The organism is Ancylobacter oerskovii (assembly GCF_018390555.1).
Classification (GTDB): Bacteria; Pseudomonadota; Alphaproteobacteria; order Rhizobiales; family Xanthobacteraceae; genus Ancylobacter; species Ancylobacter oerskovii.
The window spans coordinates 536,647-550,302 of sequence record NZ_JAHBGB010000002.1; the positions used below are offsets into that span (position 1 = coordinate 536,647).

The window sequence follows — 13,656 nt, forward strand, 5'->3', positions numbered from 1 at the left end:
GCCAGGCCCCTTCCGGCTGCCCGGGCCGGCATCGGCAGGATGTGCATCTCGCGCCTCGCGCAATGGCCCCCGCGGCCCGCCGCCGCAGCACCATCCTACCCCTGCGGCAGCCCTATAGCCAGCGCACCCAGCGGAACAGCAGCACCATCGCCACGCCGGCGATGCCCGCCAGCACGGTGACGGCCCAGAAGCCGACCGGATCGTCGGCGCCGGGAATGCCGCCGACATTCATGCCCATCAGGCCGGTGATCAGGGTGAGCGGGGCGAAGATCACCGTCACCGCCGCCAGGATCTGCATGGAGCGGTTCATCTGCTCGGCGCGGCGTTCCACCATCTGGTCGTAGATCACCGCCGCGCGGTCGCGGACCGAATCGAGTTCTTCGGCGAAGCGCGTCACCCGGTCGCCGGCCTCGCGCAGCCGGTTGCGGTCGCGCACGGTGATCCACTCGGCGTCCTCGAGCGAGAAATGGTTCAGGGCCTCGCGCTGCGGCGCGATGTAGCGGCGCAGGATGATCGCCACGCGCCGCAGCTCCGAGACCTTGGGGCTCAGATTGGCCAGCGTCGCGCTCCAGGCATGTTCCTCGAGCTCGTCGGCCTGCTCGGCCAGCGCGGTGATCACCGTGTCCATGCGGTCGACGAGGCGCAGCGACAGGTCGGCGATGAATTCGCCCGGCGTGCGCGGTGCCCGTCCGCGCGCCAGCGCGTCCTCGAAATCGGCGAGGGCGGAAAGCGGATGCGTGCGCACCGAGATGATCCGCTTCGGCTCCACCCAGAAGCGGATGGAATGCATCTCGTCCGGCAGCGAATAGGGCTTGAAGTTGATGCCGCGCAGATTGAGGAAGGCGCCGGAATCGAACAGCACGCAGCGCGGGCGGGTCTCCTCGGCGGTCAGCGACTCGGCGATGCCCGGCTCGATGCCGGCATCGGCCTCCAGCCAGGGCTGCTGGCGGCGGTCCATGAGCTGCAGATGGATCCAGATATAGCCGCGCTCCCCGGCCTGGTAGCCGCCGCGCAGCTCGGCCCAGCCGATCCTGCGCGCTCCGCCCGCGCCATCGAAGGCCCAGGCCGCGATGAACCCCTCATTGTCGTAATCCGGCACCGGCCACCTCCCCGCTCGCGGGATGAACGCTAGATGAACGAACCCGAAGGATTGCGTTCAGTTTGATGAACCTTTTGCAACAGCGGGTTCAGATTGAGTTGAGGCGACGGGGATTAGCTTCATTCCATCGACAGGCCGATCCCCGGCCGAGACCGAGATGCAAGAGGTCGTCATGAGCCGCTTCGCTCACAGCACCAAGATTGCCGCGATCGCCCTCGCGGGCGTCGCCCTGGCCAGCGCCCTCCCCACCCCGTCGCAGGCCCGCGACCATCGCAACAACGGCGCCGCCGTCGCTGCCGGCGTGGTCGGCGGCCTCATCGTCGGCGGCCTCGTCGCCGGCGCCGCCAGCAATGCCTATGGCGGCGGCTATGGCGGTGGCTATTACGACCCGCCCCCGCCGCGCCCCTATCGGCCCGGCCCGGCCTATGCCTACGGGCCCGGCCCCGGCTATGGCCCGGGCTACGGCTACCGCGCCTATCGCCCGCGTTGCTGGGTGGAGACGCAGACCTTCTACAATCGCTGGGGCCGCCCCTATTACCGCGATGTCGAGGTCTGCCGCTGAGTTGCGTGAAATCGGCAGAGCTTGACGAGGCGAAAGGGCGACGGGGCGATCCGTCGCCCTTTCCGCGTCAGGCGGCATCGGCGACCCGCAGGATGCCGGTGGTGTCGAGCCCGGCCAGCGCATCGCGCACCAGCACGCCGCCCACAGCGAGGTCCGGGGCGATCTCGGCCAGCGGCAACAGCGCGAAGGCGCGCTCCATCATGCGCGGATGCGGGATCTCGAGGTCCGGCTCGTCGATCTTCTCCTCGCCATAGAGCAGGATGTCGATGTCGATGGTGCGCGGGCCGAAGCGCACCTCCCGGGTGCGGTCGCGCCCGAAGGCATGCTCGACGCCGAGCAGCATGTGCAGGAGCTCGCGGGCCGAGAGCACCGTCTCTATGGCGACCACGAGATTGAGATACGGCCCCTGCGGCACCGGCCCCCAGGGCGGCGTCTCGTAGAGCGAGGACCGCTGCAATATGGTCACGCCGCCGGTGCGGGCGATCAGCCCCACCGCCTTCGCCATGGTCTTCGCCCGGTCGCCGAGATTGGAGCCGAGGCAGAGATAGGCGACGTGTTTCTCGACCTTGCGCGGCCGGCGGATGAAGAATTCAGGCGGCACCCTGGTTCGCCCCCTTGATGGCTTCCGTCACCCGCGCCGCCTGCACATGCTCGGCGACGTCATGCACGCGGATGATCGCGCAGCCGGCCATGATGCCGATCACGTTGGAGGCGATGGTGCCCGGCAGCCGCTCGGCGGGCGTCGCCACCACCACCTTGCCGATCAGCGATTTGCGCGAGGTGCCGAGCAGCACCGGGAAGCCGAGCCTGACGATGTCGCCGAGCCGCGCAAGGGCGGTGAGGTTCTGCTCGAAGCTCTTGCCGAAGCCGATGCCGGGATCGAGGCTGATGCGGTCGGCGCGGATGCCGGCCCGTGCCGCCCGCTCCAGCGCCGCCTCGAAGAAGGCCAGCATGTCGGCGACGATGTCGATCGAGGGGTCGACGGTGGCGCGGTTGTGCATCGCCACCACCCCGGCGTCGAAATCGGCCGCCACCCGCGCCATCTCCGGGTCGCCCATCAGCCCCCAGATGTCGTTGACGATATGCACCCCCGCCTTGAGCGCCGCCTCGGCGACCCGCGCCTTCTGGGTGTCGATCGACACCGGCACGCCGAGGCCGGCGATCTCCCCGAGCACCGGCAGCACCCGGCGCATCTCCTCCTCCACCGGCACCGGCGTGTGGCCCGGCCGGGTCGATTCGCCGCCTATGTCGAGAATATCGGCCCCATCGGCCACCAGCCTGGACGCATTGGTCACCGCATCGGCCAGCGCGGCGCTGCGCCCGCCATCGGAAAACGAGTCCGGCGTGACGTTGAGAATGCCCATCACCAGCGTGCGCCCGGCATAGTCCAGCCGCCGCCCGCGCGCATCGAACACCGCCTCCGCCGGGGGCGGCAAAGGCAGGCGGCGCACGGTCGACGCGACCGGCGACGTGGCAGTCAGTGACGCAGGCGACGACGCAGACATGGCAGGATCCCGCATTTTCTCTCAAATTGCGCGCCGCGCCGGCGAAAGCAAGGCGCCGGCGGCCATCGGCGACAATCTGCGCAGGTCCCGCTTGCCGAATGCCCCGCCCCCGCGCTCTATAGGCGCCGATGAATCCACACGGGGAGACCCTCATGACCGGGGATGTCGACGGCAAGATCCTGGTGGGGCGTTCGGAAAAGCCCGAATTTCTCACGCTGAAGCTCGCCAATCGCCACGGCCTCGCCACCGGCGCCACCGGCACCGGCAAGACGGTGACGCTGCAGACGCTGGCGGAGGGCTTTTCCCGCGCCGGCGTGCCGGTATTCGCCGCCGACATCAAGGGAGACCTCTCCGGCGTCGCCATGAAGGGCGACGGGGTGGACTGGATTCTCAAGCGCTGCAAGGAGATAGGCGTCGAGTATCAGGCCGACGAGTTCCCGGTGGTGTTCTGGGACCTGTTCGGCGAGCAGGGCCATCCGGTGCGCGCCACCGTCACCGAGATGGGGCCGCTGCTGCTCGCCCGGCTGATGGGGCTCAACGAGGTGCAGGAGGGCGTACTCAACGTCGTCTTCCGCGTCGCCGACGAGAACGGCTTCCTGCTGCTCGACCTGAAGGACCTCAGGGCGATGCTCGCCTTCGTGGCCGAGAACGCTGCCAAGCTCACCACCACCTATGGCAATGTCTCGCCGGCCACGGTCGGCGCCATCCAGCGCGCCCTGCTGGTGCTGGAGAATCAGGGCGCCGACAAGTTCTTCGGCGAGCCGGCGCTGAAGATCACCGACCTGATGCAGGTCGATCGCTCCGGCTACGGCACCATCAACATCCTCGCCGCGGACAAGCTGATGGGCTCGCCGCAGCTTTACGCCTCCTTCCTGCTCTGGCTGCTCTCCGAGCTGTTCGAGGAACTGCCGGAGGTCGGCGACCCGGACAAGCCCAAGCTGGTGTTCTTCTTCGACGAGGCGCATCTCGTCTTCGACGAGGCACCCAAGGCGCTCCTGCAGAAGATCGAGCAGGTGGTGCGTCTGATCCGCTCCAAGGGCGTCGGCGTCTATTTCGTCACCCAGAACCCGCTCGACGTGCCGGAAACCGTGCTGGCCCAGCTCGGCAACCGCGTGCAGCATGCGCTGCGCGCCTTCACCCCGCGCGACCAGAAGGCGGTGAAGGCGGCGGCCGACACGTTCCGCCCCAACCCCAAGCTCAACACGGCGCAGGTCATCACCGAGCTCGGCAAGGGCGAGGCGCTGGTCTCCATGCTGGAAGGCAACGGCACGCCCTCCATCGTCGAGCGCACGCTGATCGCCCCGCCCTCCGGCCGCGTCGGGCCGGTGACGCCGCAGGAACGCGCGGCGATCCTCGCCAAAAGCCCCTTCAAGGGCACCTATGACGAGACGCTCGACCGCGAATCCGCCTTCGAGATGCTGGCGAAGCGGGCCGAGGAGACCACGCCCGAGGCCGCGCCCGGAAAGCCGGCTCCCGACGCCCCCGCGCCCACCGAAGCCGGCACCGCGTCCGGCGGCGGCTGGATCAGCGACGTGCTCGGCGGCATTTTCGGCACCCCGTCGCGCGGACGCATGAGCGTCGGCGAGCAGGTCACGCGGCAGGTGGCGCGCGAAGTCACCAACCAAGTGACCAAGGCGATCCTGCGCAACGTGCTCGGCGGGCGCTCCCGCTCGACCCGCGCGGTCTCCTCCACCTCCACGCGCCGCGCTTCCGGCGGTGGCAACGACTTCGCGCAGATCTTCGACGACTTCTCCGGCACCGGGCGCAAATGACCGGGCATGAACGCCTTTTCTACCAATGACTTGCCACAGATGATCCGCCGCAACTGAGTTTTATCGCCATGTCCGATCTCGACCGCGTCCTCGCCGCCGTGGATGCCGATCTCGATGCCAGCCTGCAGCGCCTGTTCGCCTTCCTGCGCATCCCCTCGATCTCCACCGACCGCGCCTATGCCGAGGATTGCCGCAAGGCCGGCCAGTGGCTGGCGGACGACCTCGCCGGCCTCGGTCTCGTCGCCAGGCTGAACGACACGCCCGGCCATCCCATCGTCACCGGCACGTCGAATGTCGGCGCCGGACACCGCGTCCTGTTCTACGGCCATTACGACGTGCAGCCGGTCGACCCGCTGAACCTGTGGGAAAACCCGCCCTTCGAGCCCAAGATCGTCGACGGGCCGGACGGGGTGAAGCGGATCGTCGCCCGCGGCTCCTCCGACGACAAGGGTCAGGTGATGACCTTCGTCGAGGCCTGCCGCGCCTATCTGAAGGTCACTGGCACGCTGCCGGTGGACGTCACCATCATGGTCGAGGGCGAGGAGGAGAACGGCTCCGGCAACCTGCCGCCGTTCCTCGAAACCCACCGGGACGAGTTGAAGGCCGACGTCGCTTTGGTCTGCGACACCAGCATGTGGGACGCGAAGACTCCCGCCATCACCGTCTCGCTGCGCGGCCTGATGCATGACGAGATCGTCGTCACCTGCGCCAATCGCGACCTGCATTCCGGCTATTACGGCGGCGCCGCGGCCAACCCGCTGCATGTGCTGTCGAAGATCATCGCCGGCGTGCACGGGCCGGATGGGCGGATCACCATCCCCGGCTTCTATGACGGTGTCGTCGAGCCCCCGGACGAGGTGAAGGCGCAGTGGAACGCGCTCGGCATGACGCCCGAGAGCTTCCTCGGCCCGATCGGCCTCGCCGAACCGGTCGGCGAGAAGGGCCGCTCGCTCGTCGAGATGACCACCTCGCGGCCGACCTTCGAGGTGAACGGCCTGTGGGGCGGCTACACGGGCGACGGCACCAAGACGGTGATCCCTTCCATCGCCACCGCGAAGATCTCCTGCCGTCTCGTCGCCGGCCAGGATCCGGCGCATGTCCGCGACGCGGTGCGCGCCTTCGTGCGGGCGCATCTGCCGGCGGATTGCTCGGTCGAGTTCCTCGGCGGCGAAGGCTCGCCGGCCGTCGCCGTCTCGCACGACAATCCCAATCTCGCCAAGGCGACCGCAGCGCTTGCCGACGAATGGGGCAGGCCCGCCGTGGTCATCGGCGCCGGCGGCTCGATCCCGATCGTCGGCCATTTCAAGAAGACGCTGGGGCAGGACACGCTGCTGGTCGGCTTCGCCCTCGACGACGACCGCATCCACTCGCCGAACGAGAAGTACAACCTCGCCTCGTTCCACAAGGGCATCCGCAGCTGGGTGCGCATCCTCGCCTCCCTGGCGGCCTGAGGCCCGGGTCGCCTGCCGGGCGGCATCCCTCGCCGAAAGGACGAGAAGGGATGTCGCCCGTCATCTCCATCTTTGGCTATGGTGCCCTCGGCTGACATTCGGGAGTGCGTGAGATGACCGGCGACTGGTCGCGGACCTGGACCTTCCTCGATGGCGCGTGGCACGAGGGCAACGTGCCGATCATGGGCGTGCGCACCCATGCCTCTTGGCTCGGCACCTCGGTATTCGACGGCGCCCGCGCCTTCGAGGGGGTGACGCCGGATCTCGACCTGCACTGCGCCCGCGTCAATCGCTCGGCGCTCGCCATGGGGCTGAAGCCGGTCGTGTCCGTCGAGCGCTGGATGGAACTGGCCGCCGAAGGGCTGAAGCGCTTCGCCCCCGATGCGGCGCTCTACATCCGGCCGATGTACTGGGCCGAGCTTCCCGGCGCGCGCACCGTGGATGCCGATGCGGAATCCACCCGCTGGTGCCTCAGCCTCTACGAGGCGCCGATGCCGACGCCGGAGCGCGGCACCTCGATTACCCTGTCGCCGTTCCGCCGCCCGACGGTGGAATGCGCCGTGACCGAGGCCAAGACCGGCGCCCTCTATCCCAACAATGCCCGCGCGCTCGTCGAGTGCCACCGCCGCGGCTTCGACAATGCGGCGCTGTGCGACATGCTTGGCAACGTCGCCGAGCTCGCCACCGCCAACCTCTTCATGGCGAAGGACGGCGTGGCCTTCACCCCGGCCGCCAACGGCACCTTTCTCGCGGGGATCACCCGCACCCGCACCATCGGGCTGATGCGACAGGCCGGCATCGAGGTGGTGGAGACGACGCTGCGCTGGGACGATTTCAGGGCCGCCGACGAATTGTTCACCACCGGCAACTATTCCAAGGTCACGCCGATCACCGGCATCGAGGATCGCGAGCTGCAACCCGGCCCGGTGTTCCGGCGCGCCCGCGAGCTCTACTGGGACTTTGCCCACACCTGATCCGCGGCCCTAACGGCAAACGGCCGGGGAGAGCCCCGGCCGCATCTGTCGGCGGACATCCGCCATGCCACAACCGCCTCACATGCGGTAGCGGGTGCTCCATTCGTCGACCTGGCGCTTGGCCTCGTCCTTGGCGATGCCGTAGCGCTCCTGCAGCACGCCCTCGAGCTCCTCGCGCTTGCCGTGCAGGCGATCGATGTCGTCATCGGTCAGCTTGCCCCATTGCTGGCGCACCTGCCCCTTGATCTGTTTCCAGTTGCCTTCGATACGGTCCCAGTTCATGGCGTTATCTCCGTGAAAACATTGGCTTGCCGTGCCTCGTCAGGCACGGCCGCGGCTGCTAGCATCGCTTCGACAACGCTCGGAGCCCGATTTTGATCCACGCCCCGGCCCTCCCCTCGCTCGACGAACTGGTCGATGGCGTCCGCGCCGGACGACGCGCGATGCTGGCAAGGGCCATCACCCTCGTCGAATCGCGCAAGGCCGCGCATCGGGCCCTTGCCGAGCCGTTGCTTCAGGCCCTGCTGCCCTTCACCGGCGGTGCCGTGCGGGTCGGGATCACCGGCGTACCCGGGGTCGGCAAGTCCACCGCCATCGATTCGCTGGGGACGCTTCTCACCGGCAAGGGCCATCGCGTGGCGGTGCTGGCGGTGGATCCGTCATCGGCGCGCACCGGCGGCTCGATCCTGGGCGACAAGACCCGCATGGCGCGGCTGGCGGTGGACGAGCGCGCCTTCGTGCGGCCCTCGCCCTCCGCCGGCACGCTTGGCGGCGTCGCCGCCCGCACCCGCGAGACGCTGCTCATCTGCGAGGCCGCCGGATACGACGTGGTGCTGGTGGAGACGGTCGGCGTCGGCCAGTCCGAGACCGCCGTCGCCGAGATGACGGATACGTTCCTGGTCCTGATGCTGCCGGGCGCCGGCGACGAATTGCAGGGCCTCAAGAAGGGCATCATCGAGCTCGCCGACATCGTCGCCGTGAACAAGGCGGATGGCGACGGCGGCACCCGCGCCCGCGCCGCCGCCGGCGATTATCGCGCGGCGCTGCATGTGCTGGGCGCGCGCGAGGCTCATTGGTCGACGCCGGTCCTCGCCTGCTCCGGCCTCACCGGCGAGGGGCTGGAAGAGCTGTGGGCGCAGGTGCGGCTGCATGGCGAGCGGTCGCGGCAGGCCGGGGCCTTCGCCGCGCGGCGCAGCGCCCAGCAGGTCGGCTGGATGTGGACGCTGTTGGACGAGCGCATGCGCGAGCGGATCCGCACCCATGCCGGGCTGCGCGAGGACGTACCGAAGATCACCGCCGAGGTGGCGGCCGGCCGACTGGCGCCGGGCCTCGCCGCCGCGCGCATCGCCGTGCGCCTCGGACTTGAGCCGACCTGAAAAAGACGGAATGTTTGGTTCACTTCTGTGCAGTCTTCCGAGGCGCCGTACGCTTGCATGGGGCGACGGCGTGCCGGCCAGGATGACGGGGCGATGGGATTGACGATGGGCAATGACAACCGGCTCGCCGGACGGGGCGTTTTCGTCGTCGAGGACGAGCCGTTGGTCGCGCTGATGATCGAGGCCATGATCGAGGAACTGGGCGCGGTGGTGATCGGCAGCGCACGGCGCCTGCCCGATGCGCTGGATTTCGTCGCCGCGCGTCACCAGGAGATCGACGTGGCTCTCCTCGATCTCAATCTCGGCGGCATCGCCAGCTATGACGTCGCGCAGGCGGCCAGCGACCAGGGCATCCCGGTGGTGTTCTCCACCGGCTATGACGACGAGGCGATCAGCGAGCCGTGGCGCAGCCTGCCGCTGCTGTCCAAGCCCTTCCAGCTCGCCCAGCTGGAGGATGCCCTCGCCTCCGCCGTCGTAACCCGCCGCGCCCGGGGCCGCGCCCAGGGATGATCCGGCCCGGCGGCCCGCACATCCTGATCACCGGCTTCGGTCCCTTTCCTGGCGCACCGGCCAATCCGGCGGCCGGGCTGGCCGGCGATCTCGCGCGGCTGCGACGGCCGGCGCTCGCCGGCACCCGCCGCAGCCTGCGCCTGCTGCCGACCTCGTGGGAGGAGGCTGCCGGCTTCCCGGCCGTGCTCGACGCGCTGGCGCCCGACATCGTGCTGATGATCGGCCTCGCCGCCCGCCGCCGGGCGGTGTCGGTGGAGCTCCTGGGGCGCAACCGCACCCGGCTTTCGCCGGATGCGACGCGGCGGCGCCCGCCCGGAGCCCGCTTCGATCCCGGCGCGGGCGCCACGCGCCGCTGCGCCGTCGATCCCGCGCCATTGCTGCGGGCGCTTGCCGTCGCCGGCCTGCCGGCACGGCCGTCGCGCGATGCCGGCGGCTATGTCTGCAATGCGCTGAGCTGGCGCGCCTATGGCTGGGCGCAGGGCGCGCCGGGCCGCCTCGCGGTGTTCGTCCACATCCCGCAACCACGCGCCGGCGGCCGTCTCGGCCGCGCCCGGCTGCTGCGCGGCTTCGGCAACCTCCTGGCGGCGCTCGTCGCCCAGCACCGGCTCAGGGCGGTGCCTGCACGGTGATCTCGATCGAGTTGTACCAGGCGGCGAAATTGGCGATGTCGTCGTCGGAAAGATCCTTGGTCACCACGGTCATCATCTCGTTGACCCGCTTGCCGGAGCGAAACTCCTCCAGCGCCTTGGCGAGATACATCTCGACCTGACCGGCGAGGTTCGGCGCTTCCGGGTGCTGGGACATGCCGTTGGCGCCATGGCACACCGCGCATTGCTGGCTCGCCTTGGCCCGCCCGGCGGCCGCGTCGCCGGCAAGGGCGGGACCGCCCAAGGCGAAGATGAAGGCCGGGATCGCACAGGCGAGGGTCGGGTAGATCAGTCGTACCGCCGCGCCCAGCGGCGGGCTCCACATCCGCATCATCAACTCTTTCCGCGGTTGGCCGGGAGAACGGCCGCGACGGCATGCGCCGCCGCGGCCATCGGCTTCTTCGCCTCGCACGGGCAAGGCCTCGTACAGGCAGGCCTCATTCGCCGTAGGAGATGCGGTAGATCGCCCCGGACGTGTCGTCGGATACCAGCAGCGAGCCGTCATTGAGCTGCGCCACCGAGGCCGGGCGGCCGAGATACTCGCCGTTCGGCGTCAGCCAGCCCTCGGCGAAGGGCTCGCTCTTGCCGGCGGTGCCGTCCTCCTTCACCTCGGTGAACATCACCCGCGCCCCCACCGGCGTGGTGCGGTTCCACGAACCGTGCTGCACCGAGAAGACGCCGCCGCGATATTTTTCCGGGAACTGGCTGCCGGTGTAGAAGGTCATGCCGAGATCGGCGGCATGCGCCACCATCTCCACCTGCGGCTTCACCGAATCCGCCGGCGGCTCCTTGTCCTTGTATTCGACGGTACGCACCGAGCCGCCGCCATAATAGGGGAAGCCGAAGGTCTGCCCGGCCTTCTCGGCGCGGTTGAGCTCGCCGGGCGGGATGTCGTCGCCCATGCCGTCGACCTGGTTGTCGGTGAACCAGAGCGTCTTGTCCTTCGGGTTGAAGTCCATGCCGACGGAGTTGCGGATACCCCACGCATAGACATTCCGGTTCTTGCCGTCGCGATCCATCTGGACGATGCCGCCGATGCCGACCTTCTTGTAGAGGTCGTACTTCTCCGGCGCGAACACGTTGAACGGCTGGCCGAGCGTGATGTAGAGCTTGTCGTCCGGCCCGATCCGGCACACCCGGGCGGTGTGGTTGTAGGATTCCTCCTCCTTCGGGATGAGGTCGCCCTGCTTCACCACCTGGAAGGCGGCGACATCCGGCCCCTCATAGAAGAATTCGGCCGCCGGGAAGAGCAGCACGCGATTCTGCTCAGCGACGAACAGGAAACCGTCCTTCGAGAAGCACACCCCATGCGGCAGCTTCATCTGGATCGACGGCGCGAAGGGTTTCACCTCGTCGGCCACCCGGTCCTTGTCGCGGTCGGTCACTGCCCACACGCGCGACTTGCGGGTACCGACGAACACCACGCCGGCCGACGGGCCCACCGCCATCTCGCGCGCATCCGGCACGATGGCATAGAGCTTGATCTTGAACCCGTCGGGCAGCTTGATGCCGGACAGCGTCTTGTTGAAGGCGGCGACGCGCGGCCCGTCCTGCGGCACCGTCGGAATTTCCATCGGCGCGCCGGTCGACTGGAAATTCGACAGCTTCTCCAGATTGTCGGTGGCTTGCGCGCTCGCCGCGCTGTGCCCCATAGCCAGCAGCGCGCCGGCCAGCATCGTCGAGGTCAGCAGCGTGCGCAGGCGCACGCCTGTTGCAGAGGTCGTCATGCAGTATCCTCCCAGGCATTCGGGCCTCGTTCGGACCCGTTCCGGCAAGGAGTATTGCCATGCCCACGCGAAAGGAAAGGACATTCTACAACATTTTGACGATGTAATAATTTATACTACATTGCATCGCACCATAACAATGAAATACACCCAACGCCGATACTTAAAAACAGGCGAAGATACTCTCTTCCGTTACGGCGGCGCGGAACGGCGGGCGATGGCTGCGGGCGCGACGGCGGCCTGCTCTCGATGCCCTCATCTCCTGTTAGCGGAAATCTGCTAAGCGGGGAGCACGCCCTATCTCCCCACCCTGGGATCCGACGCGCGTGACCATCTATCTGCCGATCGCCGAACTGCCGGTGAACATCTTCACCCTGCTCGCCCTGGGCATCGCGGTCGGCTTCATCTCCGGCATGTTCGGGGTGGGCGGCGGCTTCCTGATGACGCCGCTCCTGATCTTCCTCGGCGTCGCCCCGGCGGTGGCGGTGGCGAGCGTGTCGACCCACATGGCGGCCTCGTCGCTGTCCGGCACGCTGAACTACCTGCGGCGAAGACTTGTCGACGTGCAGCTGGGATGCGTCCTGCTCGTGGGCGGATTGACGGGCACGCTGACGGGCGTGATCACCTTCATGCTGCTGCGCCGCTTCGGCCAGCTCGACCTGTTCATCGCCATCTCCTACATCGCGCTGCTCGGCACGATCGGCACGCTGATGGTGATCGAGAGCCTGAGGGCGCTGCTGCGCAACTGGCGGGGCGAGCCGGCGCGCATCCGCCGCCCGGGCGCCCATCCCTGGTTCCTGCGCATGCCGTTCAAGATGCGGTTCCGGCAGTCGCGCATCTATGTCTCGATCATCCCGGTCCTCGCCATCGGCTTTGCCATCGGCTTCCTCGGCGCCTTGATGGGCATTGGTGGCGGCTTTCTGCTGGTACCGGCGCTCATCTATCTCCTGCGGGTACCGACGCTGACCTCGGTCGCCACCTCGCTCATGCTCACCCTCGTCACCATGGCGGCGGCGATCGTCATGCACGCGGTGCTCAACCAGACGGTGGACGCGGTGCTCGGCCTGGTACTGATGGTAGGCGGCACCATCGGCGCCCAGTTCGGCGCCCGCGCCGGCCAGGCGATGAAGGCGGAGAACCTGCGCCTTCTGCTCGGCCTCCTGGTGCTGGGCGTCGGCCTCAGGGTCGCCATCGACCAGATCCGGCAGCCGGCCGACCTCTACGCCGTAACCCTCGACGAGGCGAACCGGTGAGGCCCGCCCACCTCATCGCCCTGCTCGGGCTTCTCGCCCTCGGCCTCGCGCCCGCCGCGGCGCAGAATGAGACGGCCGAGCGCCAGGGCCTCGTCCTGTCGCTGTCCAAGGCGCGGGTGACGATCACCTCCAGCTTTTCCGGCGACAGCATCGTGCTGTTCGGCGTCGTCCCCGAGGATGTCGTGGACGCACCGGATGTCGTGGTCAGCGTGCGCGGCCCCAACCAGAGCTTCATCACCTGGAAGAAGGAACGCCGCTTCGGCCTGTGGACCAATGTCGAGAGCCGTTCCTTCCTCGCCGCCCCCTCCTATCTCGCCGTCTTGAGCAACCGGCCCCCGGCGGAGATGGCGGATGCCGAGACGCTCCGCCAGGAGCAGGCCGGCTTCACCAATAACCGCCTGCTCCAGCGCGTCGGCACCGATTATGCCGATGTCGTGCCGGGCGATCCGTTCCGGCAGGCCTTCCTGCGGGTGAAGCAGTCGCAGGGCCTCTATTTCGAGCGCACCGACGCGGTGGAGTTCATCGCCCCGCACGTCTTCCGCACGGTGATACCCATTCCCGGCACCGCGCCGATCGGCGTCTACGAGGTGCAGGTCAAGCTGTTCGCGAAGGGCGAACGCGTCGCCAGCGGCCGGCTGGCGCTGGAGGTGGCGAAGATCGATTTCGAGCAATCGGTGGCCACCGCCGCGCAGGACCACGCGCTGCTCTACGGCCTCGCCACCATGCTCGGCGCCCTCGCGGTCGGCTTCGTCGCCAATGTCGTGTTCCGGCGCGACTGAA

15 protein-coding genes are annotated in these 13,656 nt (G+C 68.6%); 9 read left to right on the forward strand and 6 right to left on the reverse strand.

Features of this window, described 5'->3' with window-relative positions; genetic code table 11:
- Positions 1-112: 112 nt before the first annotated feature.
- Positions 113-1,099 (reverse strand): zinc transporter ZntB, encoded by a 987-nt coding sequence (locus tag KHC19_RS02785; protein ID WP_213350487.1) that lies wholly within the window; start codon positions 1,097-1,099, stop codon positions 113-115.
- Positions 1,100-1,271: 172 nt separating this feature from the next.
- On the opposite strand from KHC19_RS02785, the gene KHC19_RS02790 reads away from it, so the two are divergent.
- Positions 1,272-1,661 (forward strand): hypothetical protein, encoded by a 390-nt coding sequence (locus KHC19_RS02790; protein WP_213350488.1) that lies wholly within the window; start codon positions 1,272-1,274, stop codon positions 1,659-1,661.
- Positions 1,662-1,728: 67 nt separating this feature from the next.
- Here the strand turns inward: KHC19_RS02790 and folK are convergent, their stop codons facing one another.
- Positions 1,729-2,262, reverse strand: a complete 534-nt coding sequence (gene folK / locus KHC19_RS02795) for a 2-amino-4-hydroxy-6-hydroxymethyldihydropteridine diphosphokinase (protein WP_213350489.1) — start codon at positions 2,260-2,262, stop codon at positions 1,729-1,731.
- Positions 2,252-3,166, reverse strand: coding sequence for a dihydropteroate synthase (folP, locus tag KHC19_RS02800; RefSeq protein WP_213350490.1), 915 nt, complete (start codon positions 3,164-3,166; stop codon positions 2,252-2,254). The genes folK and folP overlap by 11 nt, the downstream gene beginning before the upstream one ends.
- A 152-nt stretch (positions 3,167-3,318) precedes the next feature.
- Here folP and KHC19_RS02805 point away from each other — a divergent pair, with 152 nt between their 5' ends.
- The 3 genes from KHC19_RS02805 to KHC19_RS02815 all read left to right on the forward strand — a co-directional run bounded on the left by KHC19_RS02805 (position 3,319) and on the right by KHC19_RS02815 (position 7,363).
- Positions 3,319-4,938: a helicase HerA-like C-terminal domain-containing protein gene (locus tag KHC19_RS02805; RefSeq protein ID WP_213350491.1), complete on the forward strand. Its 1,620-nt coding sequence runs from the start codon at positions 3,319-3,321 to the stop codon at positions 4,936-4,938.
- A 68-nt stretch (positions 4,939-5,006) separates the two neighbouring features.
- Entirely contained in the window at positions 5,007-6,389 is a 1,383-nt protein-coding gene (locus KHC19_RS02810) for a dipeptidase (protein WP_213350492.1), read from the forward strand.
- 113 nt (positions 6,390-6,502) lie between these two features.
- Positions 6,503-7,363 carry a branched-chain amino acid aminotransferase gene (locus tag KHC19_RS02815; RefSeq protein WP_213350493.1) on the forward strand — a complete coding sequence of 287 codons (861 nt, stop codon included), beginning with the start codon at positions 6,503-6,505 and terminating at the stop codon, positions 7,361-7,363.
- Positions 7,364-7,441: 78 nt separating this feature from the next.
- On the opposite strand, the gene KHC19_RS02820 is transcribed toward KHC19_RS02815, so the two are convergent.
- A complete protein-coding gene (locus KHC19_RS02820; protein ID WP_213350494.1) occupies positions 7,442-7,645 on the reverse strand; it encodes a CsbD family protein in 204 nt (67 codons plus the stop codon).
- 92 nt (positions 7,646-7,737) lie between these two features.
- Here KHC19_RS02820 and meaB point away from each other — a divergent pair, with 92 nt between their 5' ends.
- The 3 genes from meaB to KHC19_RS02835 all read left to right on the forward strand — a co-directional run bounded on the left by meaB (position 7,738) and on the right by KHC19_RS02835 (position 9,878).
- Entirely contained in the window at positions 7,738-8,739 is a 1,002-nt protein-coding gene (gene meaB / locus KHC19_RS02825) for a methylmalonyl Co-A mutase-associated GTPase MeaB (protein WP_213350495.1), read from the forward strand.
- 93 nt (positions 8,740-8,832) lie between these two features.
- A complete protein-coding gene (locus tag KHC19_RS02830; RefSeq protein ID WP_246548114.1) occupies positions 8,833-9,249 on the forward strand; it encodes a response regulator in 417 nt (138 codons plus the stop codon).
- Positions 9,246-9,878: a pyroglutamyl-peptidase I gene (locus tag KHC19_RS02835; RefSeq protein WP_213350496.1), complete on the forward strand. Its 633-nt coding sequence runs from the start codon at positions 9,246-9,248 to the stop codon at positions 9,876-9,878. Before KHC19_RS02830 ends, KHC19_RS02835 begins: the two co-directional genes overlap by 4 nt.
- On the opposite strand, the gene KHC19_RS02840 is transcribed toward KHC19_RS02835, so the two are convergent.
- Entirely contained in the window at positions 9,856-10,230 is a 375-nt protein-coding gene (locus KHC19_RS02840; protein ID WP_246548116.1) for a c-type cytochrome, read from the reverse strand. The genes KHC19_RS02835 and KHC19_RS02840 overlap by 23 nt on opposite strands.
- Before the next feature lie 103 nt (positions 10,231-10,333).
- Entirely contained in the window at positions 10,334-11,572 is a 1,239-nt protein-coding gene (locus KHC19_RS02845; RefSeq protein ID WP_213351017.1) for a PQQ-dependent sugar dehydrogenase, read from the reverse strand.
- Between the two features lie 377 nt (positions 11,573-11,949).
- On the opposite strand from KHC19_RS02845, the gene KHC19_RS02850 reads away from it, so the two are divergent.
- The gene (locus KHC19_RS02850) at positions 11,950-12,876 is read left to right on the forward strand and encodes a sulfite exporter TauE/SafE family protein (protein ID WP_213350497.1); all 927 of its coding nucleotides are present in this window, start codon (positions 11,950-11,952) and stop codon (positions 12,874-12,876) included.
- Positions 12,873-13,655 (forward strand): TIGR02186 family protein, encoded by a 783-nt coding sequence (locus tag KHC19_RS02855; RefSeq protein ID WP_213350498.1) that lies wholly within the window; start codon positions 12,873-12,875, stop codon positions 13,653-13,655. Before KHC19_RS02850 ends, KHC19_RS02855 begins: the two co-directional genes overlap by 4 nt.
- Position 13,656: the final 1 nt, after the last annotated feature.

What these genes read in the sequence shown, in the direction of transcription:
- KHC19_RS02815 (WP_213350493.1), top strand. Translation starts at nt 6,503, where the DNA reads ATGACCGGCGACTGGTCGCGGACCTGGACCTTCCTCGATGGCGCGTGG.
- KHC19_RS02790 (WP_213350488.1), top strand. Translation starts at nt 1,272, where the DNA reads ATGAGCCGCTTCGCTCACAGCACCAAGATTGCCGCGATCGCCCTCGCG.
- KHC19_RS02835 (WP_213350496.1), top strand. Translation starts at nt 9,246, where the DNA reads ATGATCCGGCCCGGCGGCCCGCACATCCTGATCACCGGCTTCGGTCCC.
- KHC19_RS02840 (WP_246548116.1), bottom strand. Translation starts at nt 10,230, where the DNA reads ATGATGCGGATGTGGAGCCCGCCGCTGGGCGCGGCGGTACGACTGATC.
- KHC19_RS02845 (WP_213351017.1), bottom strand. Translation starts at nt 11,572, where the DNA reads ATGCTGGCCGGCGCGCTGCTGGCTATGGGGCACAGCGCGGCGAGCGCG.
- folP (WP_213350490.1), bottom strand. Translation starts at nt 3,166, where the DNA reads ATGTCTGCGTCGTCGCCTGCGTCACTGACTGCCACGTCGCCGGTCGCG.
- KHC19_RS02820 (WP_213350494.1), bottom strand. Translation starts at nt 7,645, where the DNA reads ATGAACTGGGACCGTATCGAAGGCAACTGGAAACAGATCAAGGGGCAG.
- KHC19_RS02810 (WP_213350492.1), top strand. Translation starts at nt 5,007, where the DNA reads ATGTCCGATCTCGACCGCGTCCTCGCCGCCGTGGATGCCGATCTCGAT.
- KHC19_RS02805 (WP_213350491.1), top strand. Translation starts at nt 3,319, where the DNA reads ATGACCGGGGATGTCGACGGCAAGATCCTGGTGGGGCGTTCGGAAAAG.
- KHC19_RS02830 (WP_246548114.1), top strand. Translation starts at nt 8,833, where the DNA reads ATGGGATTGACGATGGGCAATGACAACCGGCTCGCCGGACGGGGCGTT.